The organism is Saccharothrix variisporea, from assembly GCF_003634995.1.
GTDB classification, from domain to species: Bacteria; Actinomycetota; Actinomycetes; order Mycobacteriales; family Pseudonocardiaceae; genus Actinosynnema; species Actinosynnema variisporeum.
In genome coordinates, this window is the sequence record NZ_RBXR01000001.1 from 4,316,950 (window position 1) to 4,339,191 (window position 22,242).

27 protein-coding genes are annotated in these 22,242 nt (G+C 70.4%); 9 read left to right on the forward strand and 18 right to left on the reverse strand.

The window, feature by feature from the left end:
• The 5 genes from DFJ66_RS19070 to DFJ66_RS19090 all read right to left on the reverse strand — a co-directional run bounded on the left by DFJ66_RS19070 (position 1) and on the right by DFJ66_RS19090 (position 5,183).
• Positions 1 to 846, reverse strand: coding sequence for a carbohydrate ABC transporter permease (locus tag DFJ66_RS19070; protein ID WP_121222917.1), 846 nt, complete (start codon positions 844 to 846; stop codon positions 1 to 3).
• Positions 846 to 1,793 carry a carbohydrate ABC transporter permease gene (locus DFJ66_RS19075; protein WP_121222919.1) on the reverse strand — a complete coding sequence of 316 codons (948 nt, stop codon included), beginning with the start codon at positions 1,791 to 1,793 and terminating at the stop codon, positions 846 to 848. Before DFJ66_RS19075 ends, DFJ66_RS19070 begins: the two co-directional genes overlap by 1 nt.
• Positions 1,790 to 3,031, reverse strand: coding sequence for an ABC transporter substrate-binding protein (locus tag DFJ66_RS19080; protein WP_121222920.1), 1,242 nt, complete (start codon positions 3,029 to 3,031; stop codon positions 1,790 to 1,792). The genes DFJ66_RS19075 and DFJ66_RS19080 overlap by 4 nt, the downstream gene beginning before the upstream one ends.
• 289 nt (positions 3,032 to 3,320) lie before the next feature.
• Positions 3,321 to 3,851: a general stress protein gene (locus DFJ66_RS19085; protein ID WP_121231388.1), complete on the reverse strand. Its 531-nt coding sequence runs from the start codon at positions 3,849 to 3,851 to the stop codon at positions 3,321 to 3,323.
• Positions 3,852 to 3,986: 135 nt separating this feature from the next.
• Positions 3,987 to 5,183, reverse strand: coding sequence for an acyl-CoA dehydrogenase family protein (locus DFJ66_RS19090; RefSeq protein ID WP_121222923.1), 1,197 nt, complete (start codon positions 5,181 to 5,183; stop codon positions 3,987 to 3,989).
• A gap of 145 nt (positions 5,184 to 5,328) precedes the next feature.
• Between DFJ66_RS19090 and DFJ66_RS19095 the strand changes: the two genes are divergently transcribed.
• A complete protein-coding gene (locus DFJ66_RS19095; RefSeq protein WP_121222925.1) occupies positions 5,329 to 5,628 on the forward strand; it encodes a DUF4190 domain-containing protein in 300 nt (99 codons plus the stop codon).
• A gap of 35 nt (positions 5,629 to 5,663) precedes the next feature.
• Here DFJ66_RS19095 and DFJ66_RS42845 read toward each other — a convergent pair whose 3' ends face one another.
• Together DFJ66_RS42845 and DFJ66_RS19105 are read right to left on the reverse strand one after the other, a co-directional pair.
• Positions 5,664 to 5,834, reverse strand: coding sequence for a hypothetical protein (locus DFJ66_RS42845; protein ID WP_170199527.1), 171 nt, complete (start codon positions 5,832 to 5,834; stop codon positions 5,664 to 5,666).
• 132 nt (positions 5,835 to 5,966) lie between these two features.
• Positions 5,967 to 6,926, reverse strand: coding sequence for an HpcH/HpaI aldolase/citrate lyase family protein (locus DFJ66_RS19105; RefSeq protein WP_121222929.1), 960 nt, complete (start codon positions 6,924 to 6,926; stop codon positions 5,967 to 5,969).
• A 112-nt stretch (positions 6,927 to 7,038) separates the two neighbouring features.
• Here DFJ66_RS19105 and DFJ66_RS19110 point away from each other — a divergent pair, with 112 nt between their 5' ends.
• Positions 7,039 to 7,374 (forward strand): hypothetical protein, encoded by a 336-nt coding sequence (locus DFJ66_RS19110; protein WP_246029817.1) that lies wholly within the window; start codon positions 7,039 to 7,041, stop codon positions 7,372 to 7,374.
• On the forward strand, positions 7,371 to 8,228 hold the full coding sequence (locus DFJ66_RS19115; protein ID WP_121222931.1) for an aminoglycoside phosphotransferase family protein: 858 nt from the start codon (positions 7,371 to 7,373) through the stop codon (positions 8,226 to 8,228). Before DFJ66_RS19110 ends, DFJ66_RS19115 begins: the two co-directional genes overlap by 4 nt.
• Here DFJ66_RS19115 and DFJ66_RS19120 read toward each other — a convergent pair.
• From DFJ66_RS19120 to DFJ66_RS19135, 4 genes are read right to left on the reverse strand one after another with little or no spacing between them, the layout of a single operon-like run.
• Complete coding sequence (locus tag DFJ66_RS19120) at positions 8,209 to 9,054, reverse strand: PhzF family phenazine biosynthesis protein (protein ID WP_246029818.1); 846 nt, start codon at positions 9,052 to 9,054, stop codon at positions 8,209 to 8,211. The two genes, DFJ66_RS19115 and DFJ66_RS19120, sit on opposite strands and share 20 nt — an antisense overlap.
• 10 nt (positions 9,055 to 9,064) lie before the next feature.
• On the reverse strand, positions 9,065 to 9,520 hold the full coding sequence (locus tag DFJ66_RS19125) for a hypothetical protein (RefSeq protein ID WP_147459307.1): 456 nt from the start codon (positions 9,518 to 9,520) through the stop codon (positions 9,065 to 9,067).
• Positions 9,517 to 10,083 carry an RNA polymerase sigma factor gene (locus DFJ66_RS19130; RefSeq protein WP_170199529.1) on the reverse strand — a complete coding sequence of 189 codons (567 nt, stop codon included), beginning with the start codon at positions 10,081 to 10,083 and terminating at the stop codon, positions 9,517 to 9,519. The genes DFJ66_RS19125 and DFJ66_RS19130 overlap by 4 nt, the downstream gene beginning before the upstream one ends.
• Complete coding sequence (locus tag DFJ66_RS19135) at positions 10,080 to 10,289, reverse strand: hypothetical protein (protein ID WP_121222937.1); 210 nt, start codon at positions 10,287 to 10,289, stop codon at positions 10,080 to 10,082. Before DFJ66_RS19135 ends, DFJ66_RS19130 begins: the two co-directional genes overlap by 4 nt.
• Before the next feature lie 134 nt (positions 10,290 to 10,423).
• Between DFJ66_RS19135 and DFJ66_RS19140 the strand changes: the two genes are divergently transcribed.
• Together DFJ66_RS19140 and DFJ66_RS19145 are read left to right on the forward strand one after the other, a co-directional pair.
• The gene (locus DFJ66_RS19140; protein ID WP_121222939.1) at positions 10,424 to 11,677 is read left to right on the forward strand and encodes a magnesium transporter MgtE N-terminal domain-containing protein; all 1,254 of its coding nucleotides are present in this window, start codon (positions 10,424 to 10,426) and stop codon (positions 11,675 to 11,677) included.
• Positions 11,670 to 12,179, forward strand: coding sequence for a DUF1003 domain-containing protein (locus DFJ66_RS19145; protein WP_121222941.1), 510 nt, complete (start codon positions 11,670 to 11,672; stop codon positions 12,177 to 12,179). Before DFJ66_RS19140 ends, DFJ66_RS19145 begins: the two co-directional genes overlap by 8 nt.
• Here the strand turns inward: DFJ66_RS19145 and DFJ66_RS19150 are convergent.
• A complete protein-coding gene (locus tag DFJ66_RS19150; protein WP_170199531.1) occupies positions 12,174 to 12,638 on the reverse strand; it encodes a MarR family winged helix-turn-helix transcriptional regulator in 465 nt (154 codons plus the stop codon). The two genes, DFJ66_RS19145 and DFJ66_RS19150, sit on opposite strands and share 6 nt — an antisense overlap.
• 129 nt (positions 12,639 to 12,767) lie before the next feature.
• Here DFJ66_RS19150 and DFJ66_RS19155 point away from each other — a divergent pair, with 129 nt between their 5' ends.
• On the forward strand, positions 12,768 to 13,907 hold the full coding sequence (locus DFJ66_RS19155; RefSeq protein WP_170199533.1) for an Mrp/NBP35 family ATP-binding protein: 1,140 nt from the start codon (positions 12,768 to 12,770) through the stop codon (positions 13,905 to 13,907).
• Between the two features lie 100 nt (positions 13,908 to 14,007).
• Here DFJ66_RS19155 and tatB read toward each other — a convergent pair whose 3' ends face one another.
• The 4 genes from tatB to sigE all read right to left on the reverse strand — a co-directional run bounded on the left by tatB (position 14,008) and on the right by sigE (position 17,240).
• Positions 14,008 to 14,421: a Sec-independent protein translocase protein TatB gene (gene tatB / locus DFJ66_RS19160; protein WP_121222946.1), complete on the reverse strand. Its 414-nt coding sequence runs from the start codon at positions 14,419 to 14,421 to the stop codon at positions 14,008 to 14,010.
• Positions 14,422 to 14,464: 43 nt separating this feature from the next.
• Positions 14,465 to 15,997, reverse strand: coding sequence for a S1C family serine protease (locus tag DFJ66_RS19165; RefSeq protein ID WP_121231396.1), 1,533 nt, complete (start codon positions 15,995 to 15,997; stop codon positions 14,465 to 14,467).
• 77 nt (positions 15,998 to 16,074) lie between these two features.
• Complete coding sequence (locus DFJ66_RS19170) at positions 16,075 to 16,671, reverse strand: anti-sigma factor (protein ID WP_121222948.1); 597 nt, start codon at positions 16,669 to 16,671, stop codon at positions 16,075 to 16,077.
• Positions 16,668 to 17,240, reverse strand: a complete 573-nt coding sequence (gene sigE / locus DFJ66_RS19175; protein WP_121222950.1) for an RNA polymerase sigma factor SigE — start codon at positions 17,238 to 17,240, stop codon at positions 16,668 to 16,670. The genes DFJ66_RS19170 and sigE overlap by 4 nt, the downstream gene beginning before the upstream one ends.
• A gap of 207 nt (positions 17,241 to 17,447) precedes the next feature.
• Here sigE and DFJ66_RS19180 point away from each other — a divergent pair, with 207 nt between their 5' ends.
• Positions 17,448 to 18,071: an O-methyltransferase gene (locus DFJ66_RS19180; RefSeq protein ID WP_121222952.1), complete on the forward strand. Its 624-nt coding sequence runs from the start codon at positions 17,448 to 17,450 to the stop codon at positions 18,069 to 18,071.
• Positions 18,072 to 18,344: 273 nt separating this feature from the next.
• A complete protein-coding gene (locus tag DFJ66_RS19185) occupies positions 18,345 to 19,730 on the forward strand; it encodes a discoidin domain-containing protein (protein WP_211351229.1) in 1,386 nt (461 codons plus the stop codon).
• A gap of 44 nt (positions 19,731 to 19,774) precedes the next feature.
• Here DFJ66_RS19185 and DFJ66_RS19190 read toward each other — a convergent pair whose 3' ends face one another.
• Together DFJ66_RS19190 and DFJ66_RS19195 are read right to left on the reverse strand one after the other, a co-directional pair.
• Positions 19,775 to 20,809 (reverse strand): helix-turn-helix transcriptional regulator, encoded by a 1,035-nt coding sequence (locus DFJ66_RS19190; RefSeq protein ID WP_121222956.1) that lies wholly within the window; start codon positions 20,807 to 20,809, stop codon positions 19,775 to 19,777.
• Entirely contained in the window at positions 20,787 to 21,803 is a 1,017-nt protein-coding gene (locus tag DFJ66_RS19195) for a helix-turn-helix domain-containing protein (protein ID WP_121222958.1), read from the reverse strand. The genes DFJ66_RS19190 and DFJ66_RS19195 overlap by 23 nt, the downstream gene beginning before the upstream one ends.
• Before the next feature lie 52 nt (positions 21,804 to 21,855).
• On the opposite strand from DFJ66_RS19195, the gene DFJ66_RS19200 reads away from it, so the two are divergent.
• Positions 21,856 to 22,227, forward strand: a complete 372-nt coding sequence (locus DFJ66_RS19200; protein WP_121222960.1) for a cupin domain-containing protein — start codon at positions 21,856 to 21,858, stop codon at positions 22,225 to 22,227.
• Positions 22,228 to 22,242: the final 15 nt, after the last annotated feature.

Genomic DNA, 22,242 nt, shown 5'->3' on the forward strand with positions numbered 1-22,242 from the left:
TCACCCCTTGACGGCGCCGGAGGTCAGACCGGCGACGATCCGACGCTGGAAGAACAACACGAACAGGATGATCGGGATGGTGATCACCACCGCGGCGGCGGCGATCGACCCGGTCGGGTCCTCGAACTGGGAGCTGCCGGTGAAGAACGACAGCGCCACCGGGACCGTGCGCGAGCGCTCGGTGGAGGTCAGCGAGATCGCGAACAGGAAGTCGTTCCAGCAGAAGATGAACACCAGGATCGCCGTGGTGAACACGCCCGGCGCGGCCAGCGGCGCGATGACCCGGCGGAACGCCTGCCCGGGGGTCGCGCCGTCCATCTTCGCAGCCTTCTCCAGCTCCCACGGGATCTCGCGGAAGAACGCCGACAGCGTGTAGATCGCCAGCGGCAGCGCGAAGGTGATGTAGGGCAGGATCAGGCCGGGCCAGGTGTCGAACAGGCCCAGCGACCGCTCGATCTGGAACAGCGGCGAGATCAGCGAGATCTGCGGGAACATCGACACCAGCAGCGACACGCCCACCAGGACCCGCTTGCCGGGGAAGTCCAGGCGGGCGATCGCGTAGGCGGCCATCGTGCCGAACACGACCGCGATGGCGGTGGCGATCAGCGCGATGCCGATCGAGTTGACCAGCGCCCGCACGAACTCCGTGGTGGAGAAGATCGCCGCGTAGTTGTCGAAGGTCCACTTGCGCGGGATGAAGTTGCCGTCCGCGAGGGTGTCCTTGGTCTTGAACGACAGCGACACGATCCACAGCACGGGGAACAGCGCGTAGACCACGACGAGGATGTTGAGCACCGCCCAGCGGGCCTTGCGGCCCGTGGTCTCGGCGCCGCCGATGCCGGCCATCAGCGCCTCCCCCCGTTGTCGCTGCCCGGCGCGGCGGTGCCGAACAGCTTGATGAAGACGAACGCGATGATCGCCACGGCGATGAAGATCAGCACCGACATGGTGGAGCCGATGCCCAGGTTCAGGCCCTTGATCAGGTTGTTGTAGGTGATCATCGAGACCGAGGACGTGCCCTGCGAGCCGCCGGTGAGCACGAACAGGTTGTCGAAGATGCGGAACGCGTCGAGGGTGCGGAACAGCAGCGCCACCAGGATCGCGGGCTTCATCACCGGCACCATGACCTTGGTGAACCGCTGCCAGGCGTTCGCGCCGTCCATCGCGGCGGCCTTGAGCAGGTCGTCGGGCACCAGGGCCAGGCCCGCCATCAGCAGCAGGGCCATGAACGGCGTGGTCTTCCAGATCTCGGCCAGGATCACCACCATGACCGCCGGGATCTTCTCGGTCAGCACCGGTTCGCCGCCGGCCACGATCTCGGCGAGGTACCCGGTGCCCGGCGTCCACGCGTAGCGCCACGAGAACGCGGCGACGACGGTGACGATGCCGTACGGGATGAGCGAGGACGTCCGCACGATGCCGCGCCCGACCAGCGTGCGGTGCATGATCAGCGCCAGCACCATGCCCAGCACCAGCTCGATCACGACGGACACCACGGTGATCACGACCGTGATCCACAGGGCGTTCCACCAGTACGAGTTGGACAGCACGGTGACGTAGTTGTCCAGGCCGACGAACTCCTGCCGGTCCGGGAACTTCAGGTCGTAGCGCTGGAGGGACAGCCAGATCGAGTAGATGATCGGCCACCCGGCGACCGCGGCCATGACGATGATCGCCGGCGCGCAGAGCAGGAGCCCGAGCCGGCGTTCGGCCTTCTTGCCCTCGGACAGGGCGGCTCTCGCCTTCGGGGAGAGCTTCGGCTCCTTGGTCTCCGTGGTGAGTGCGTGGCTCACGGCAGCACCCCCTTCGAGTCGAGCGCGTCCTGCAACTCCTGCCTCAGGCGGTCCGCGGTGGCCTTCGGGTCGATGCTGCCGGGCGGGGACAGGATGGTGGAGATGACGGTCGAGACGTTCTGGTAGGCCGGGGTGCGCGGGCGGACGCTCGCGCCCTTCAGCGTCTCCAGGATCGCTTCCTTCATCGGGTACGGCTTGGCCATCTCCGGGTCGTCGTAGACCGACTCGATGGTCGGCGGGACGCCGTCGTTGATGGCCGCGAACTTCTGGCTCTCGGCGCTGCGCAGGCACATGACGGCGTCGAAGGACTGCTCGGAGTGCCGGGTGAAGGCGCTGACGGCGTAGTTGATGCCGCCGACGGTCACCTTGGCGTCGTCGCCGTTGACCGAGGGGTAGGGCGCCCACTTGAAGTTCGGGGCGAACTCGGGCTTCTTCTGGGCGGCGGCGTAGACGTAGGGCCAGTTGAGCATGAAGGCGGCCTTGCCGTTCTCCATGGCCAGGCGGGCGTCGTCCTCGGCGAAGTTCGAGAAGGACGGGTCGGCCACCGGCGAGGTCGCGAACTTCTTCAGGACCTCCAGCGCCTCGACGGCCTTGTCGTCGATGATCGCCTTGGTGCCGTTCTCGTCGAGGATCTGCCCGCCCGCGGAGTTGACCAGCGTGTTGAACAGGACGACCAGGCCCTCGTACTGCTTGCCCTGGGCCTCGACCAGACCGGGTTTGCCCTGGTTCTTCAGGTCGGTGCCCATCTTGATCATCTCGTCCCAGGTCTTGGGCGGGGTGGGGACGAGGTCGCTGCGGTACCAGAGGAGCTGGACGTTGGTGTTGTCCGGAGCGCCGTAGAGGCGGCCCTCGTAGCGGGCCGTGTCCAGCGGGGTCTCCAGCGTGCCGTTCTCGACCTGGGACTTCGCGGACCCGGTGAACTCCTTGATCCAGCCGGCCTTGGCCAGCTCCGCGGTCCAGGTGACGTCCAAGGCGAGGACGTCCATGCCGGAGTCCTCGGCGGCGAGCCGGCGGACCATCTGCTCGCGCTGGCCGTCGGCCTCGCGGGGCAGCTTGTGGTAGACGATCTGGTAGCCGTCGGCCTGCTCGTTGCAGCGGTCGACGATCTTCTGGAAGTTCTCCTGCGGGTACTTGTAGACGTTGATGGTGACCCCGCCGCCACCCGAGCCGCACCCCGCCAACGCGGACACCGCGACCAGCGCGGCACCCCCGGCGGCGGCCAACCGATGACGCCTCATCGGCCCTGCCCTCCTTCCCGACGAACGGAGGAGCCAGACCGCACCGCCCGGCACCTCGTCGTGCCCACCGGCACGACCGCGGCACGGCCGACCGGTGGATCGAACGTAGGCCCGATGATCAGGTGCCGCAACCACCGGAGCCCGGAACGGCTCTACCCGGTGATCACGAGTTCCAAACCTGTGGTTCGGCGAGTGGTCGGTGGGTGGGTGCGGGGTGGGCGGGTGGTGGCGTGGGATGTGCTCGCAGCGGGTGGGCGGGAGCGAGCCGCAGCCGGCCCGAGTACGCGGGTCAGTCCTTGTGGTTGGTGTCGGCCGGGCGCATCGCCAGCTTGGCCAGCAGGTCCCGGCCCCGCTCGGCGGACCTCGGCTGGCACAGCACGTCGTACCGCCCGGCGACCAGCTGGCTGGCCGACTGGAAGTCCCGCTTGCCCCGCGCCGACCCGTACCCGACCGCGGCGAAGATGATGCCGAAGGCGACACCGACCGTCAGCCCCACCAGGATCGGCCCGAACCCGGCGCTGGCCGTCGTGTTGAACAGCGACAGCAGCACGCCCACGAACAGGCCGAACCACGCGCCCGACGCGGCCCCGGTGCCCAGCACCCGTCCCCACGTCAGCCGACCGGTGACGCGTTCGACCAGCATCAGGTCGACGCCGACGATGGTGACCTCCTGGACGGGGAAGTCCCCGTCGGCGAGGAAGTCGACCGCGCGCTGCGCCTCCTCGTAGGTGGCGTAGGAGCCGATCGGCCACCCGGTGGGTGGCGTGGGCAGGCGCGGCGGCACCCCGGGTCGGTTCTGGCCGGAGAAGGAACTCGTCACGGTGACCACCTCTTCGCGGTGCTGATCACCCCATCCTGCCAACACGGGGCGAACAGCGCGAAACGGGTGCGGCGGAACTCAACGCTACCGTGACCTCGACCCGCTGTGCACGGGTCGAGGTCCCCGGCGAAAGGCTCAACCCCGGGACTGGTAGTCGCGCAGCAGGCCCCGGCTGATGATCGTCTTCTGGATCTCGCTGGTGCCCTCGCCGATCAGCAGGAACGGGGCCTCGCGCATGAGGCGCTCGATCTCGTACTCCTTCGAGTACCCGTACCCGCCGTGGATGCGGAACGCCTCCTGCGTCACCTCGGCGCAGTACTCGGACGCGATCAGCTTCGCCATGCCGGCCTCGACGTCGTTGCGCGCGCCGGAGTCCTTCAGGCGGGCCGCGTTGACCATCATGAGGTGGGCGGCCTCGACCTTGGTCGCCATCTCGGCCAGCTTGAACGCGATGGCCTGGTGCTCGACGATCGGCTTGCCGAAGGTCTTGCGCTGCTGCGCGTACTCGATGGCCAGTTCGAACGAGCGGATGGCGATGCCGCACGCGCGGGCGGCGACGTTGACCCGGCCGACCTCGACGCCGTCCATCATGTGCCGGAAGCCCTGGCCGGTCTGCCCGCCGAGCACCTGCTCGGGGGAGATCCGGAAGCCGTCGAAGACCATCTCGGTCGTGTCGACGCCCTTGTAACCCATCTTGTCGATCTTGCCGGGGATGGTCAGGCCCGGCAGGACCTCGCCGTACCCCTCGGGCTTCTCGACCAGGAACGTGGTCAGGTTCTGGTGCGGCTTGTCCGCGCCCTCGTCGGTGCGCACCAGGACGGCGGTGAGGTTGGACGTGCCGCCGTTGGTCAGCCACATCTTCTGACCGTTGATGACGAACTCGTCGCCCTCGCGCACGGCGCGGGTGCGGATGGCGGCGACGTCGGACCCCAGTTCCGGCTCGGACATGGAGAACGAGCCGCGCACCTCGCCGGTGGCCATGCGGGGCAGGTACTTCTGCTTCTGCTCGTCGGTGCCGTGCTGCTTGAGCATGTGCGCGACGATGAAGTGGGTGTTGATCACGCCGGACACCGACATCCAGCCGCGCGCGATCTGCTCGACCACGAGCGCGTAGGTCAGCAGCGACTCGCCCAGGCCGCCGAACTCCTCGGGGATGGTGAGCCCGAACAGGCCCATCTCCTTCATGCCCTCGACGATGTCCGCCGGGTAGGTGTCGCCGTGCTCCAGCGCCTGCGCGTGCGGGATGATCTCCTTGTCCACGAAGGTGCGGACCGTGGAGAGGATCTCCTCCTGGATGTCGGTCAGTCCAGCGGTCTGGGCCAGGCGCGCCATCGCACGTTTCCCTTCGTAGCTCCGGGGTTACCGGCGAGTATGGACCGGTTAACGCACGTTCGCGTCACGAAGGTGCTCATCGCCACGCGCTGAACCGAAACAGCGACTACCCTTCCCCACCACCGCGGACCCAGGGAGCGCGCCGATGACCCACTACCAGCAACCCGGCTACTACCCGCCGCCCCGCAGCACCAACGGCATGGCGATCGCGGCACTGATCTGCGCGTTCGTCTTCGCACCCGCCGGGATCGTCCTGGGGATCGTGGCGAAGAACCAGATCAAGCGGACCGGCGAGGAGGGCCGCGGCCTGGCCACCGCGGGCATCGTGCTGGGCAGCGTGTTCACGGTCCTGGGGATCATCGCGATCATCCTGTGGGTGGTCGCGGTCTACTGGATCGTGCGGGAGGGCGGCAACATCGTCAGCACCTTCACGGTCACGCGCTGAGCCTGTCAGGCGCCGAGCCGGTCACGCGCTGAGCCTCAGGACGCGGCCAACTCCAACTCGCCACCGCAGTGGCGGCACACCTCGGCGAACACGTGCACGTCGGCCGCGCAGCCGGGACAGGTGCGGAAGCTGCGCTCCAACAGGTCGTCGGCGGGCCGCCGGCGGAACAGCCGTATCCGGGGCCTCGCGTTACGGGTCCGTGACATGGCAGCCACCATGCACACGGACCACCCCATGATCGCCACTCAGGGCGACGGTTTGTGGGAATGCTCACCGGGCGGACCAGCACAAAGTGGCCCGCCCGGCACGCAACGTCACAACCGGCCGTTCGGAGCGGCTCAGTCCTCCGGCGGGGTCCACACGTTCGTGCGGGACATGCCGGCCGCGCGGCCCTTCGAGGAGATGACCAGGGCCATCTTGCGGGAGGCCTCGTCGATCATCTCGTCGCCGAGCATGACCGCGCCGCGCTTGCCGCCCTTCTCGGAGGTGAAGTAGTCGTACGCGTCGAGGATGTTCTCGGCGTGGTCGTAGTCGTCCTGCTTCGGGCTGAAGACCTCGTTCGCCGCGTCGATCTGGCCCGGGTGCAGCACCCACTTGCCGTCGAAGCCCAGCGCGGCCGAGCGGCCCGCCACGCGCTTGAAGCCCTCGACGTCCCTGATCTGCAGGTACGGGCCGTCGATGGCTTGCTTGTCGTGGGCGCGCGCGGCCATCAGGATCTGCATGAGGATGTAGTGGTACGCGTCGCCGACGTCGTAGCCCGGCGGCTGCTCGCCGACCACCAGGGACTTCATGTTGATCGACGCCATGAAGTCGGCCGGGCCGAAGATGATGGTCTCCACGCGCGGGGACGCCGTGGCGATCGCGTTGACGTTGATCAGACCCAGCGCGTTCTCGATCTGGGCCTCGATGCCGATGCGGCCGACCTCGTAGCCCATGGTCTTCTCGATCTGGGTGAGCAGCAGGTCCAGCGCGTGCACCTGCTCCGCGGTCTGCACCTTGGGCAGCATGATGCAGTCCAGGTTCGCGCCCGCGCCCTCGACGACCTCGGTGACGTCGCGGTAGGTCCACTCGGTGGTCCAGTCGTTCACGCGGACCACGCGGGCCTTGTCGCCCCAGCCGCCTTCGTTGAGGGAGGCCACGATCGTCTTGCGCGCGTCGGGCTTGGCCAGCGGCGCGCAGGCGTCCTCCAGGTCGAGGAAGACCTGGTCCGCGGGCAGCGTGCGGGCCTTGTCGATCATCTTCTGGCTGGACCCGGGCACGGCCAGACACGAGCGACGGGGACGCTGCTGGTCGACCACTGGGGTACCTCCTCGTACCGGCCGGTAACTGTCTTGTGCGAAGGGTGGCACGCACGCCGGACCGCCGCTATTTCGTGAGTCCCGATTCACAGGGCCGTGGCAGGCTGAACCGGTGGAGATCACCCGCGTGCTGGACAACGCGCTGCGCAAGGCCGCCGCCGTCTGGGTCGCGCCGGACGGGCACCCCGCCCGCCTGGTGTGGGCGCTGTGGCGGGACGAGACGGTCCTGGTCGCCGTGGGCGGGACGGAGCAGGAGGTGCCGGGCCTGCGCGACGGCGTGGCCTGCGTGCTCACCGTCCGCTCGCCCTCGACCCACTCGCACCTGGTGGACGTCCCGGTGACGGCCCGCCTGGTGGAGGTGGACGAGGACACCGCCGCGGCCCTGCGGACCGCCCGCCTGAACACCACGCCGGCGTGGGAGTCGGTCTACCGCTTGGAGGTCTCGTGATCACCGTGCCGCCGGACTTCGCGTCCTGGCTGGGCGAGGAGGGCGCGGCCTGGAAGGCCGGCCTGCCCGCGCTGGCCACGAAGTTCTGCGCCCGCTGGGACCTCACCCCCGACGGTGACCTGATGCACGGCTACGTCGCCGTCGTCCTGCCCGTGCGCCGGGCGGACGGGCACCCGGCCGTGCTCAAGCTGACGTGGTTGGACGAGGAGACCCGCCAGGAGCCGCTGGCGCTGAAGGCGTGGGACGGCAACGGCGTCGTCCGGCTGCTCGACCACGACGACGAGCACGGCGCCCTCCTGCTGGAACGCCTCGACCACACCCGGTCCCTGCTCGACACCTCGATGGAGGAGGCCCTGGAGGTCACCGGCGGCCTCCTGCGCCGCCTGCGCCAACCCGCCGGACCGGGCTTCCGGACCACGGAGACCGACGACCTCACCGAGGAGAACGACGGCTACGTCCCCGAGCGCTTCGCCGAACTGGCCACCGAGTTGGGCGCCGAGCTGGCGAAGACCGCCGGGAACACGCTGGTCAACGAGGATCTGCACTACGAGAACGTCCTGCGCGGCACCCGCGAGCCGTGGCTGATGATCGACCCCAAGCCGCTGGCCGGCGACCGCGAGTACGGCGTCATCCCGCTGCTGTGGAACCGGTGGTCGGAGGTCGACGGCGAGCGCGGCCTGTGGGACCGGTTCGCCGCGATCTGCGACATCGGCGAGTTGGACGTGGACCGGGCGCGGCGCTGGGTGGCCTACCGGGCGGTGGACAACTGGCTGTGGTGCGCCGCGGAGGGCGAGGCGGAGCTGGCGGCGAAGTGCGAGGCGATCGCGCGGGCGTTCACCGCTCGGGGACTCTGATCTTCCCCTGGGCCACCGGCACGACCTTCCCGCCCACCCACACGTGCGTGGCGACACCACCGAGCGCCGTCACGGTCAGCTCCACAATGGACGGTCGCCCGACCTCTTCGCCTTGCCGCACAACCACTTCGTGCTTCCCTTCGGGCGGCAGCAACCCCCGGTCGACCAGCCACGCGCCCAGCGCCAACGCCGCCGCGCCCGTGGCCGCGTCCTCGCCGCCGGTGGCCCGGAACATCCGAACGTGCGCCGTCCCGCCGGAGAAGCACACCGGCACCAGCCCGCGCCCGACGACGTGGTCCGGCAACGAGATCTGCGCCTTGGCCCGCCCCACGGCACCGTCCCGCACCGGCAGGAACGTGAAGTCCATGCCCGCGCCCGCCACCCCGGCCTCGGCGTGCGGGTCCACATCGGACAGGAACAGCCCGAGCGCACCGGCCAGCGGCGCCGCGTCGAGGTAGTCGCCGACGACCGGCGTGGCCCCGGCGAGCGTGGCCCCGTCCTCCCGCACGACCACCTCGTGCCGCCCGCGAGCCGTCTCCTGCACCCGCGACCCGAGCTCCAGCCGCCCCGACGACCCGAGCACCCACGCCGTGCCGATGCTGGGCAGTCCCGCGAACGGCAGCTCGGTCGACGGGGTGAAGATCCGCAGCCGGTAGTCCGCGCCGGGACCGGGCGGCAGCGGGAACGCGGTCTCGGACAACCCGAACTCCCGGGCCAGCGCCTGCAACTGCCCGTCCGACAGCTCCTCGGCCCCGTGCACGACCGCCAGCGGGTTGCCGGCGAACGCCCGGTCGGTGAACACGTCCACCACGTCATAGCTGAGCACGTCACCGACCCTAGGGCCTGTCGGTGGATCCGACATCAGCACCGCGATGGCCGGACTCGGCCAAGGAGTTCATAGACCAGGGATCCGCAGCACCGGGTAGCAGCATCCCGACCATGACCGTGACCAGCACCACGGTCTTGCGGAGGAGCTTCACCACATCCGCCACGGTCGACAGGCGCCACCTCCAACGCCCGGCTCGCACGCGACCGGTGCTCGGCACTGCCCGAACCGGTGATCCTCCCGGTTCCGGCTGCGCCTCCAAGATCCGAGCGAGCGCCGCGGCCCGGTCGGCTCGGGACGCCGGCGTGCCGCGCGCCTCCACGCGGTTCAGCGCGGCGAGCACCTGGTCGAGGTCCTCTTCGCTGACCGCCGGCTCCCGCTTCAGGGTCCGGACCGCGAAGGCGACCACAACCACCGCAGCGACTGACGCGGCCGCGACACTCACCACCCAATCCGTGCCGATCATGCGAGCCACCCTCCCTCGATCGCCGCATCGGCGGTCGGCGTCGACCGCGCGTTGCGGCGTTGGATCTCCAGGGCCTTGCGCAGCGTCCGCCGCACGCGAGAGGTGAGCGAGCGTGCCGAACTCGTCTTGATGTGCAGCGCTGTCGCGATCTCCTCCGCGTCCAAGCCCGCGCACAGCATGAGGGCGACATCCCTCTGGTCCGGTTTCAAAGCCATGATCGCCGACCGGACCACGACCAGTTCGGCGACCGAGTCCGGCTGGTCGGCCACCAGGGAGCCCGCGAGCCGGGTGACCGCGCGGTGGTCGAGTTCCCAGCGGCGCACTTGGTCCACGACCTTGTTCCGCGCGACACCGAACGTCCACGCGCGGCGTTCCTTCGCCGGCACGGACCACCACCTCGCCCACAGCTCCGCCAAGGCTGCTTGTGCCGCGTCTTCAGCGGCCACCCGCTGACCGGGGTACCTGCGGCAGAAGGCGCACAGCGCCTCGTAGTTCGCCTCGAAGAACTCGCGGAACTCGCGCCGCGCGGACGCGTTGTCGCGATCGACGGGTTCTTCGCTCACCGCTCGGACGCCTCCCGGTGCGGCGGCGGGACCGACACCGACCAGGCGCTGCCGTCCGCGCGGTGCTCGGCGAACCGCCCTCCGACGATCCTCAAGTGGTCGAGCACGGTGGTCACCGTCGTCCGGCGGGACCGTTCGCGCAGCAGGGCGCCGATAATCGGCTCCTGGCTGCCGTCGGTCGGGTTTGTGCCGGCTGTGTCGTTCATCGGCTGCTCCTGCGCGTCAGTGCGGATCTCGCCCGTACATCGAGCGGCAGCCCCTGGGATTGATTGTGACCCGGGCCACCGCCGGTTGCCGTCCGTGATCGGCATTCCCGCCGGCTGACGGCTAGCCTGGCGGCGTGGTTGCCGTGAACCGGGTTTTCGCCGCGCAGCTGGCCGGGCTGCCCGTCTTCGGGCCGGACGGCGAGTCGATCGGCAAGGTGCGCGACCTGGTCATCGGGTTGCGCGTGGACCGCCAGCCGCCGCGCGTGCTGGGGCTGGTGCTGGAGCTGGCGACGCGCCGGCGGATCTTCGTGCCCATGCTGCGGGTCACCTCCATCGAACCCAACGCCGTGACGCTCGCCACCGGGTCGGTCAACCTGCGGCAGTTCCACCAGCGCACCAACGAGGTGCTGGTGGTCGGCGAACTGCTCGACGCGCGCGTCCACCTCGACTCCGGCGCGTCCGCCGTGCTGGTCGACGCCGCCATGGAACCCACCCGCACCCGCGACTGGCGGATGACCCGGGTCGCCGTCCGCGAGCGCACCGGGCGGCTGGCCCGGCGCGGTCCCGTGCAGGTGTTGAAGTGGGAGGAGATCTCCGGGCTGTCGGTCACCGAGCTGGCGGGCCAGCCGCAGGGCGCGCAGCACCTGGTGGCGATCTTCGAGACCATGCGCGCGGCGGACGTGGCGCTGGCCCTGCACAGCCTGCCCAGCAAGCGCCGCTACGAGGTGGCCGAGGCGCTGGACGACGAGCGGCTCGCCGACGTCATCGAGGAGCTGCCCGAGGACGACCAGAAGGACCTCCTGGCCCACCTGGACGACGAGCGCGCCGCCGACGTGCTGGAGGCGATGAACCCAGACGACGCCGCCGACCTGCTGGGCGAGCTCCCCGAACCGGAGAAGGACCGCCTGCTGGAGCTCATGGAGCCCGAGGAGTCCGCGCCGGTCAAACGCCTGCTGGAGTACAGCTACGACACCGCGGGCGGCCTGATGACCCCCGAACCCGTCGTGCTCGCCCCGGACGCGACGGTCGCCGAGGCGCTGGCCCACGTCCGCAACCCCGACCTCACACCCGCGCTGGCCAGCATGGTGTTCGTGTGCCGCCCGCCCACCGCCACCCCGACCGGCCGCTACCTGGGCTGCGTGCACATCCAGCGGCTGCTGCGCGAACCCCCGTCCGACCTGGTCGCGGGCGTCCTGGACACCGACCTGACCACGCTCACGCCCCGCGCGACCCTCAGCGACGTCACCCGCTACTTCGCTACCTACAACCTCGTGTGCGGCCCGGTCGTGGACGAGGACGACCACCTGCTCGGCGCGGTCACCGTGGACGACGTGCTCGACCACCTGCTGCCGGACAACTGGCGGGAAACGGGGCTGACCCATGCCTGAGCTGCTGCCGCGCCGCCGCCTCGACCAGCCGCGCCGGCCCGGCCGCTTCCGCCTCCAGCTCGACCCGGAGGCGTTCGGCCGGTTCTCCGAGCGGCTCGCCCGGTTCCTCGGGACCGGGAAGTTCCTGTTCTGGCAGACGCTGGTCGTCATCGTGTGGATCACGTTGAACCTGGTCGCGGTGGGCCTGCGCTGGGACCCGTACCCGTTCATCCTGCTCAACCTGGCGTTCTCCACCCAGGCCGCCTACGCCGCGCCGCTCATCCTGCTCGCCCAGAACCGGCAGGACGACCGCGACCGCGTGTCGCTGGAGGAGGACCGCGCCCGCGCCGCCCAGACCAAGGCGGACACCGAGTACCTCGCGCGCGAGCTCGCGGCCCTGCGCATCGCGATCGGCGAGGTGGCGACCCGCGACTACCTGCGCAGCGAGCTCGACCGGGTGTTCCGCGAGCGCAAGCGCGGGAGCCTCAAGGACGACCCGCGGTGGGACGACGTCCCGTCATAACCCCTGGTCGCTCGCGAAGCGGTCGCAGTACCGGCCGAACGCCTCCAGCTCCGCCCGGTCGAACACCTCGGCGAAGTGCCGGACGACACCCGTGAGGTGGGTGCCGGAGGCTGTTCGCAGGCGGTCCAGGCCCAGCGGTGTCAGCACCGCCACCACGCCGCGGCCGTCGCCGTCGGCACGCTCCCGCAGCACGAGCCCCGCGCGCTCCAACCGGTCGACGAGCCTGGTCACCCCGGAGCGGGACAGCAGCACGGCGTCCGCCAGCTCCGTCATCCGCAGCCGGTACTGCGGCGCCTCCGCCAGTTGCACGAGGACGTCGTAGGCCGCGAGCGAGAGCCGCTGCTCGGCGATCAGTTCGGCTTCCAGGATCCGAGTCAGTCGCGCGTGGGCCCGGAGGAAGGATCGCCACACCCCGAGCTCGCCGCGGGTGGGCAACCGGGCACTTCCGGTTTCCGGCACGGATAGCAATGTTACGGAAAGCACGCAACCGGCTGCGCCCAGCCCCTTCAACCCAGGTGACCAACCGGTAGCTTGGTAGGACGCGGCCCCGCCGTAGCATGGCGCTCTACCCCGATCGAAGGCGATCCAGTGACGACGCAGACCCTCCCCTCCGTTGACGACGTGCACAAGGCGCTGGCCGGCGTGCAGGACCCGGAGATCCGGCGACCCATCACCGAGCTGGGCATGGTGAAGTCGGTCACGATCACCGACGGGGTCGTCGACGTGGCCGTGTTCCTGACCGTCGCCGGCTGCCCGCTGCGCGACAAGATCACCGCCGACGTGACCGCCGCCGTGTCCGCCCTGGAGGGCGTCCGGCAGGTGCGGGTCGAGCTGGACGTGATGAGCGACGCCCAGCGCACCGAACTGCGCAAGACCCTGCGCGGCGGGGTCGAGGAGCCGGTCATCCCGTTCGCGCAGCCCGGTTCGCTGACCCGCGTGTACTGCGTGGCGTCGGGCAAGGGCGGTGTGGGCAAGTCCAGCGTGACCGTGAACCTCGCGGTGGCGATGGCCCAGCGCGGCCTCTCGGTCGGCGTGGTGGACGCCGACATCTACGGCCACTCGATCCCGCGGATGCTGGGCACGGAGGCCCGTCCGACGCAGGTCGAGAAGATGATCATGCCGCCGCAGTCGCACGGCGTGAAGCTCATCTCGATCGGCATGTTCACCCCCGGCAACACCCCGGTCGTGTGGCGCGGGCCGATGCTGCACCGGGCGTTGCAGCAGTTCCTCGCGGACGTGTTCTGGGGCGACCTGGACGTCCTGCTGATGGACCTGCCGCCGGGCACCGGTGACGTGGCGATCTCGGTGGCGCAGCTGGTGCCCAACGCGGAGATCCTGGTCGTGACGACGCCGCAGCAGGCCGCCGCCGAGGTGGCCGAGCGGGCGGGGTCGATCGCCCTGCAGACCCGGCAGCGGGTGGCGGGTGTGATCGAGAACATGTCGTGGCTGGAACTGCCGGACGGGTCCCGGATGGACGTCTTCGGCGAGGGCGGCGGGGCGGCGGTGGCTTCGTCGCTGACGCAGGCGGTGGGCGCCGAGGTGCCGCTGCTGGGCCAGGTGCCGCTGGACCCGCGCCTGCGGGAGCAGGGCGACGCCGGGACGCCGATCGTGCTGGCGGAGCCCGACTCCACGGCCGCTCAGGTGCTGACGGGTGTGGCGACCAAGCTGTCCGTGCGGTCGCGCGGGCTCGCCGGCCGCTTGCTGAACGTCTCCCCCGCCGGCCGCTGAGGCGTTGCGGGGGTCGGCCTCCGGCCCCCGCTGCCATTCTCGCGCGGGGGTGCGACACAACCGCGCGTGGCGGCTCGGGAAGGCTTGGGCGGGATCCCCGTCAGGTGGCGTCGGGGTCGAAGGGCGGGCGTTCGCCGTGCTGGAGCGGGCGTTCCTGGGCGACCGAAGGTCCCTGGCCCGCCGCCGGGTAGCCGTTGGGCTTCGGGGCGGGGCTGCTCGTGCCGTTGGTGCCGCTGGGCAGGTCGTCCCACAGGTGCTTGGTGATCGCGCGCTTCGGGTCGAAGTTGCGCAGCTCCCGCAGCTCCCGCAGGTCCTCCAGGGGCTTGCGGAGCGACTCGAACTCCGGGCCCATCTCCTGCTTCAACTGGTCGCGCGCGCCCGTGGCGTACTCGCGCACCTGGCGGATCGTGCGGCCCACCCACGCGGCGGCGGACGGGAGGCGTTCCGGTCCCAGGATGAACAGGCCCGCGACGATGATGATGAGCAGCTCTACCCAGCCGATGCTGTCAAACACGGTGCCCGCCTTCGCTCCACGTCGCTGCGAACCAGCGTAGCCGTCAGTCCGACCGCAACGTCACCTGCACGGTCAGCTCCCGACCCTGCCTGGCCAGGACGACCGGAACCGTTTCCCCGATTTCGTGGTCCCGTACCGCAACGGTCAACTCCGCGGCGTTGCGCACCACGCGGTCGCCGACCTTGGTGATGACGTCGCCCTCCACGATGCCCGCCGCCTTGGCCGCGCCGCCGTCCGGCACGTTCTGCACCTTCGCGCCCTCGGCCGTCTCGGCGGCCACCGAGCTGACGTTGATGTTCATGTCGGCGTGCTTGACCTGGCCGTCGCGGATGAGGGCCTGGGAGATCTTGCGGGCGTAGTTGCCGTTGATGGCGAAGCCGAGGCCCACGGAGCCGCCGGTCTCGGTCCGGATCGACGAGTTGATGCCGACCAGCGCGCCCGTCGAGTCGACCAGCGCGCCGCCGGAGTTGCCGGGGTTGATCGCCGCGTCGGTCTGGATGGCGTCGTAGGTGACCTGCGGGCCGCCGTTCTCGCCCGCCGCGGTCACCGGGCGGTGCAGGGCGCTGACGATGCCCTCGGTCACCGTGTTGGACAGCGACAGCGGCGAGCCGATGGCCAGCACCGCGTCGCCCACGGCCAGCTCGTCGGAGTTGCCGAACTGGAGCACGGTCGGGTTCTCCACCTGGACCTTGATCACGGCGAGGTCGGTCTTGGAGTCCCGGCCGACGATCTGCGCGACCGCGCGCTTGCCGTCGGTGAAGACCACGGTCAGCTTGGCCGACGTGTCCTGCACGGCCGGCGCGACCACGTGGTCGTTGGTGAGCACGTACCCGGCGCCGTCGATGACCACGCCGGAGCCGACGCCCGCCACGTTCGCGCCCTTGAACTCGATCGACACCACGCTGGGCGTCACGCGCTTGGCGATGTCCGCGACCGACCCGACCGGTCGCTCCTTGCCGGGCTTGACCTCGGCCAGCGTCACGCCGCTGTCGGTCAGCGGGTTGCCCGCGCGCCCGAACAGCCAGCCGACGACACCACCCGCCGCACCCACCGCCAGCGCCACGACCAGCAACAACGCCAGCGCGGTCGGCTTCACGCGCCGACCGAACAGCAGCTCGGGAACGCTCAGCTGCGGACCGGGCCCGGCGACCGGCTCCTTGCGGGCCTCGGGTTCCTCGGTGACCGCCGGCGGTCCGATGACCGCGCTCGCGCCCGGGTCCCGCCACTCGTCACCGGCGGCCTTGCCGTGCCAGAAGACCGGCTCCACCTCGGGTTCGCCGTCGAGGTCCACCGGCGGGCGCTGGAGCAGCTCCGCCGTGCCGTTGGGGCGGCCGAACGCCGTGCTCAACGCCTCGGGCGGCGGCGGGGCGAGCTGGACGCCGCCGTTGAGCACCGGTCGGTCGGCGGAGAACGCGCCCTCGACGCCCTGCGGGCGGCCGAAGACGTACGCCTGACCGGGGTCCACGGCGGGGCGCTGGAGGGGGCGCGGTGCGAGCCTGCGGTGCGCCCCGTCGTCCACGCCGGACCTGGGGGTCCCGTTGCCCTGTTGCGGACCGCCCTGTTGTGGCTCGCTCATCGCTCCCCGCACGTCGGTGATGCCCGGTGTTGCGGGGTCCATCGTGCCTTGTGACCGGTGAAGTTGTCGTCAGCGGTTCAGCGGGCGAGCAGGTGGTCGGTGCCCGCTCCCGCGCCGGTCAGGTCGGTGCGGTCGTTGACCAGCTGCGGTGCGACCGCCGGCGGCGGTGGCGGGTTGCCCTGGGCCGGGCTCGGGGCCGGTTCCTCACTGCCCGGCACGACCAGTGCCAGAGCGCCGAGCATCAGGCCCGACACGACCACGCCGGCGCCTTGCCGGGCCCGCCGGCTGCCGAACCGGCTGCCCGTGCCGAAAGGGCGGCTCGACCCCAGCACGGGTCCGCTGCCGAACGCCACGCGGTCGGGTCGCTGCACGGCCACGAGCTGGCCGTCCTCGGTCACCGCGAGGCCGTCGGGCGCACTGGGCAGCTCGACCTCCTGCGGGATCGCGCCGAGCCGGGCCAGCAGGCCGGCGGGCGCGCACGGTGTCTCGGCGGCACGCACGGCGGACCGCGCCTGCTGCTGCGAGTAGGCCTCCGCGGCGCAGAACGGGCAGCGCGCCAGGTGCGCCGCCGCACGGCTGTGGGCCGAGGCCGACAGCTCGCCGTCGACGAAGGCGACGACCGCGTCGGGCAGCAGGTGCTGCTCGGGCAGTCCCCAACCTCGCAGGTCGGTCATGCAGAGTCCTCCTGAACAAGACCCCGACGGCGTTCGAGTGCGGCACGCAGGGCCTGCCGGCCCCGGTGGATCCTGCTCCTCACGGTACCCAGTTTCACGCCCAGGGTGGCGCCGATCTCCTCGTAGGACAGCCCTTCCACGTCGCACAGCACCACGGCGGCCCGGAAGTCCGGCGGCAGCTCGTCCAGCGCGGCCTGCAGGTCGGGGTCGAGGTGGGTGTCGTGGTAGACCTGCTCGGGGCTCGGGTCGTCGCCCGCGAGGCGGTCGGTGTCCTCGGGCAGGCCCTCCATGCGGAACTTGGAGCGGCGGCGGGCCATGTCGAGGAACAGGTTCGTGGTGATGCGGTGCAGCCAGCCTTCGAACGTGCCCGGCTGGTAGGACGCGAGGGACCGGAAGACGCGGATGAACGTCTCCTGGGTCAGGTCCTCGGCGTCGTGCTGGTTGCCGGTCAGGCGGTAGGCCAGCCGGTAGACCCGGTCGGCGTGGTCGCGGACGACCTGGTCCCACGTCGGCACGATCCATTCCGTGTCGTCGATGGGAGCGGTGGCGGTGTACGGCTGCGTTGGCATCGGGCGGTGAAGCACCTCCAGGTGGGCCGGCTGCCCTGCTGCACGGTTCAACGCTCTCTGCGGCCGGCGTGTTCCCGTGTGTCGTGCGTGGCCCCAGCTTGCCGGGCTCCCTTATAACCATGGTGAGAGTCGGCTGAGAGCACGCTGAGAATTCCGGTTCACGGGAGATTCACCCGCTCGGCCGCGTCCGGCGTTAACCTCCGTCCTGTGGATGCGCCGCTGCGCGAGTACGTGGAGCGCTACCTGCCCGAGGACGCCGTGGTCACGGCCGCTCGGGCGCGTGGCGAACAGTTGGGTTGCGTGCCGATCGGCCCCGGCGGCGGCGCCGCGCTGCGCTTCCTGGCGGCCGCGTTGCAGGCCAGGGCCGTGGTCGAGGTCGGCACGGGTGCCGGCGTGGGCGCGTTGTACCTGCTCAGCGGCATGCCGACAGCGGGCGTGCTGACCTCCATCGACGTGGAGCCCGAGCACCAGCGGGCGGCGCGGGTGGCCTTCGCGGAGGCCGGCGTGGGCGCGTCCCGAACGCGGCTGATCATGGGCCAGGCCCTCGACGTCCTCCCCCGCCTCACCGACGGGGCCTACGACCTGGTGTTCGTGGACGCGGCGAAGTCCGAGTACCCGAAGTACCTGGAAGAGGGCGTGCGACTGCTGCGCCCGGGCGGTGTCATCGCGTTCGACAACATCCTGTGGCACGGCCGGGTGGTCGACACTTCCCAGCGCGACCCGGACACGCAGGCCATGCGAGACGTGGCTCGAGCCGTCCGCGAGGACGACCGCCTTGTTCCGGTGATCCTCCCCTTGGGTGACGGCCTGTTGGTAGCCGCGAAAGTTTAGGCGCGTCCGGCGTACGTAGCGGTACGTATTGCGGCTGCCCACCGGCAAGCACAACGATCGGAATCGCATTTCTTCCGATCGTGAGGACATTCGATGAAAAGGCCATTACGCGCGCCTGCCCGAAGAAGACCCGCAATCACCCTGCTCTGCGCCGCACTCGCGCTCGGCTTCCTCCCGGGCCAGGCATTCGCCGGAACGCCCACTACCCAAGCCGCCGTCCCCACCAATGACGACGTCGTGATCGCCCAGCGGTTGCAGACGATGGTGCAACCCGTGCTCACGGCCGTCGCAGCCGACACGCAGGTCCGGGCGCTGGTGCGCACGATCGCGGCCAGGCAGTTCGACGGCGACACCAACGCGCTGCTGTCGACCGTCGTGCGGGAGGCCGAGGAGTCGCGCGTCGTCAACCCGACCGAACCGGGGTGGGTCGCGCTCAAGAACGGCATCGCCCAGCTCGCCGACGTCAACGGGTTCGCCTACCAGCCGCAGATCTACATCCCCAACCAGGACGAGGGTGTTCTCGCCGGTGACAGCGTCGTGGTGGCCGTCGCGCCGGCCGACGAAACGCTGACCAGCGTGCCCGGTTACGTCCTGAACCCCGCCGGACAGGTGCAGCAGACGCCCGCCGCGATCGACGAGGCGTACGTCGAGACCAAGGAGGTGTGGGTCCTCTCGGTCAACGAGTCCAGCGCCACCAACCCCACCACGACCACCACGCTGGAGGCCGTGCCGCTGAGCGAGGCCGGGCCGGGCGTGCTGGCGACCTGCAACCCGACCGGAACGCGCAACAACAAGGGCCTCGAGTACCTGCAGAAGTGGCGCGTGCCCAACCGCAACGAGTTCGGCGGCTGGTTCGAGGGCAAACGCGAGATGCGCGCGATCGTCCTCACCACGACCGGCGTCACCATCCGCACGATCGCTTTCCCCAGCATCAAGAAGAAGTACATCGACCGGTGGCAGGACTCCGACCTGTTCATCACCACCTGGGACCGTGCGCAATGGGGTGACGTGCTCGGTTACCAGTGGTACGAGGAGGACGGCGGCCCGGAAGTCACCATCGGCGTCTCGATCCCGTTCTTCGGCGGCAACATCAACGCCAACGTCAAATGGCGCAAACGCGACGACAACGGCGGCAGCGCCGCGGTGATGTTCTCGGAATCGACCTACCTGGAGTACAACACGGGCAAGGTCGCCTTCAGCATGTGCAGCCAGGGCGGTGACGGCGGCACCGGCTACGACAACCTCGCCCGCACCGGCATCGCCGCCGCGTCCAGCACGTACCCGGGCTACTCACCCGCCCGGGTGAACGACGGCAGCACCAACACCAGCCTGGGCGGCGGCTACAGCTGGGCGAACAACGCGGGCACGTACCCGCCGGGCAACCCCGAATGGGTGCAGGTCGACTTCGGCGTGGACAAGACCTTCCGGAGGGTCGTCGTCTACACCAGCGCCGGATATCCGATCAAGGACTTCGACGTCCAGGTCTGGAACGGCGTCACCTTCGTGTCCGTGGCCGCGGTGCGCAACAACACGGCCCTCAGCACCACGGTCACCTTCGCCCCACGAACATCGCGCCTGGTCCGCGTCCTGGGGCTGAGCGGCCCGACCCACCAACCCGGCTTCGTCCGGGTCAACGAGCTGGAGGTCTACGCGGCCTAGCCGACGGGGTGCGTGCCGGCGCAAGCAGAGCCGGCACGCACCTTTCACGCCCTGCCGAACGCCCTTTCGGCCGCTTCGGCTTTGCTGGTCACACCCAGCTTGCGGTAGACGTTCTCCAGGTGCTTTTCCACCGTCCGCACGCTGATCCGCAGCACCTGCGCGGCTTGTGCGCTGGTGCGGCCACCGTTCACCAGCCACAGCACGTCCGACTCGCGCGCCGTCAGGTTCGCCGCGATGGCCGCGGGCTTGGTCCGCGTGCTGGTCTCGGAAAGCAGCAACGCAGCCGACATGTCGTGCTTGAACAGCCGCACGGTCAGCTTCCGTGAGCCGCGTGTGACGACGTACGGCTGTGGCGCGAGGGACTGCTGGACCAGCCACGAGTCGAGTTCGTCGGGCAAGACCCCGCCTTCCCGTCCGGGCCTGCGGAAATAGGTCTCCAGCAGCAGCCTGGCCGACCGGTTGACCACCCGGATCCGGCCGAGCGGCCCGAGCAGGACGACGCCGTACGCGGTGTCGTCGACCCCTTCCAGCGCCGCCAACGCCGAGTCGAACCACGCCCCGGCCGACGCGGTGGCGACCAGGTTCGCCAGGTACGGCCGGGCGAGCCTCGTCAACGCCAGTTCGGTGTCGGTGAAGTCGGACCCGCTGCGGTTGAACACCAGGATGGTCGACACGCCGAGGTCCGCGGTGAGCCGGCAGACCAGTTGGTGCGCGATGCCGAGCGGCCGGTAGAACTCCTGGTAGATGCCCAACGCGCGCAGTTCGCGCCGGCCGGCCACGTCGCTCAGCCTGGCCGCCTCCAGCTCGCCGGTGCGCAGGAAATGGCGCAGGAGCGGGTGTTCCGGCACGTGCCGGCTGAAGGCCTCTTCCAGCGCGGTGGTCTCCCACGCGTCCGGCACGGACACCTGCTCGCTCCGGCCGGTGCTCGGGTCGATCGACTGGTACGCCACGATGTCGCCGCCGACGACCTTCGTGATCGCCGTCAGCACCTGGCGGCGGACGTCCTCGGTGCCCGGCTGGTCGACCTCCCGCAGTGCCGTGAGCAGTTTGTCGAGGTCAGCCCCGCGAATCCCCGCCACTCACCCGAGGGTACGAGCCCGCGGGCACCTCGTGCTGCGTGTCACCGAACCGCGCCCGGTATTCCGACGGGCTCAGCCCCGTCCGCCGCCGCAGCTGCGCCCTGAGGTTCGACGCCGACCCCAAGCCGGACCGCCGCGCCACCACGTCCAGCCGGACCTCGCCGCGCTCCAACAACGTGCAAGCCAGATCGACCCGCGCAGCCGTCAACCAGGCCAGCGGGGTCGTCCCGACCTCCTGCTGGAACCGCCGGTGCAGGGTCGCCGGGCTGCACGCGGCCCGTCCCGCCAGCGCCGACACCGTCAACGGCTCGTCCAGCCGCTCACGGGCCCAGTCCAGCAGGGGTGTGAGGGACGTGTCCGGCACCGCCGGCACCGGCTGCTTCACGAACTGCCGCTGCCCGCCGTCCCGGTGCGCCGCGAAGACCAGCCGCCGGGCCACCGTGTTCGCCACCTCGGCCCCGTGGTCCAGCCGGATGAGGTGCAACCCGAGGTCCAGCGCCGCCGCGCTCCCCGCCGCCGTGTAAGCGCCGTCCTCGACGTACAGCACATCAGGAACCAGCTTGACCTGTGGGAACAGTGACCGGAAGACATCGGCCCACCGCCAGTGCGTCGTGGCCGAACGCCCGTCCAGCACCCCGGCGTACCCCAACGTGAACGCCCCGGTGCAGAAGCTGACCAGCCGCGCACCCCGCTCCCCGGCAGCCCGGACGGCGTCCAGCACCTCGTCAGAAGGCCGCACCTCCGGATCGGGCCGGTTCGGGACGATCACCGTGTCCGCGTCGGCCACCGCCTCCAACCCGGGCACCCCGGACAGCGTGAAGAACCCGTTGTGCATGGTCACCGGCCCGGAAGCGCACAGCGTGAACGAGTACCACGGTCGGTCGCCCAGCTCCGGTCGCGCCAGCCCGAACAGCTCCGTCGCGACGCCCATCTCGAACGGGTTCGAGCCGGCGTCGACGATCATCACCACGCGGTGCGAGGAACCAGGCGACATGTGCGATTCCTAGCACTCACCCCGACCGCACCGCCACCACCAGCATGGACGCATGAACATCGACCAGGCCCTGGCGAGCTTCGACGACCTGTGGAGCCCCCGCGTCCTCGCCACCGTCAACGACTACGACGTCCGCGTGGCCAAGGTGAAGGGCGAGCACGTCTGGCACGCGCACGCCGACACGGACGAGTTCTTCCTCGTCCTGCACGGTGAACTGGACATCGCGCTGCGCGACCGGACCGTCCACTTGCGCCAGGGCGACACCTTCGTCGTCCCGAAGGACGTCGAGCACAAGCCGTCCTCACGGGACGGCGCCCACATCCTGATGATCGAACCGACCGGCACGGTGAGCGTCGGGGACCGCCACGAGGAGGTCCCCGACCACGTCGACATCACCACCGGTCACGCGCTCAAGACGCCGTGACGCTCGAGCCGGGCG

Coding starts and splice junctions, on each gene's coding strand:
- DFJ66_RS19070 (WP_121222917.1), bottom strand. CDS start 846: ATGGCCGGCATCGGCGGCGCCGAGACCACGGGCCGCAAGGCCCGCTGG.
- DFJ66_RS19080 (WP_121222920.1), bottom strand. CDS start 3,031: ATGAGGCGTCATCGGTTGGCCGCCGCCGGGGGTGCCGCGCTGGTCGCG.
- DFJ66_RS19090 (WP_121222923.1), bottom strand. CDS start 5,183: ATGGCGCGCCTGGCCCAGACCGCTGGACTGACCGACATCCAGGAGGAG.
- DFJ66_RS19095 (WP_121222925.1), top strand. CDS start 5,329: ATGACCCACTACCAGCAACCCGGCTACTACCCGCCGCCCCGCAGCACC.
- DFJ66_RS42845 (WP_170199527.1), bottom strand. CDS start 5,834: ATGTCACGGACCCGTAACGCGAGGCCCCGGATACGGCTGTTCCGCCGG.
- DFJ66_RS19125 (WP_147459307.1), bottom strand. CDS start 9,520: ATGATCGGCACGGATTGGGTGGTGAGTGTCGCGGCCGCGTCAGTCGCT.
- DFJ66_RS19135 (WP_121222937.1), bottom strand. CDS start 10,289: ATGAACGACACAGCCGGCACAAACCCGACCGACGGCAGCCAGGAGCCG.
- DFJ66_RS19145 (WP_121222941.1), top strand. CDS start 11,670: ATGCCTGAGCTGCTGCCGCGCCGCCGCCTCGACCAGCCGCGCCGGCCC.
- DFJ66_RS19165 (WP_121231396.1), bottom strand. CDS start 15,997: ATGAGCGAGCCACAACAGGGCGGTCCGCAACAGGGCAACGGGACCCCC.
- DFJ66_RS19170 (WP_121222948.1), bottom strand. CDS start 16,671: ATGACCGACCTGCGAGGTTGGGGACTGCCCGAGCAGCACCTGCTGCCC.
- sigE (WP_121222950.1), bottom strand. CDS start 17,240: ATGCCAACGCAGCCGTACACCGCCACCGCTCCCATCGACGACACGGAA.
- DFJ66_RS19195 (WP_121222958.1), bottom strand. CDS start 21,803: ATGTCGCCTGGTTCCTCGCACCGCGTGGTGATGATCGTCGACGCCGGC.
- DFJ66_RS19200 (WP_121222960.1), top strand. CDS start 21,856: ATGAACATCGACCAGGCCCTGGCGAGCTTCGACGACCTGTGGAGCCCC.